This window comes from Cupriavidus sp. SIMBA_020, assembly GCF_046535395.1.
GTDB lineage: Bacteria > Pseudomonadota > Gammaproteobacteria > Burkholderiales > Burkholderiaceae > Cupriavidus > Cupriavidus campinensis.
In genome coordinates this window covers 1-235 of record NZ_JAWRWU010001691.1, presented here as the reverse complement: position 1 = coordinate 235, position 235 = coordinate 1, and the positions used below count along the sequence as shown (strand labels likewise).

General features: G+C 60.0%; 1 protein-coding gene. It reads left to right on the top strand.

Annotated features, from left to right (window positions below; translation table 11 throughout):
* Positions 1-2: 2 nt before the first annotated feature.
* The coding region (locus SB751_RS35365; protein WP_410749659.1) for an MlaD family protein at positions 3-235 on the top strand (233 nt) is incomplete at its 3' end.

The following is a 235-nucleotide window of genomic DNA, read 5'->3' as shown; positions in this document are numbered from 1 at the left end:
CGATCGAACCACCGAAGTGGCGCATTCAGTTGATCTGGCTGGTGCCGCTGATCGCCGTGCTGGTTGCCGGTTGGCTGGTGGTGCGTTCCGTGATGCAAACGGGCCCGACCGTCACGATCCGCTTTTCCACCGGTGAGGGCATCGAGGCCGGCAAGACCAGGATCAAGTTCAAGAATGTCGACGTGGGCATCATCAAAAGCGTCGAGCTTTCCGACGACCACAAAACCGTGCTGGC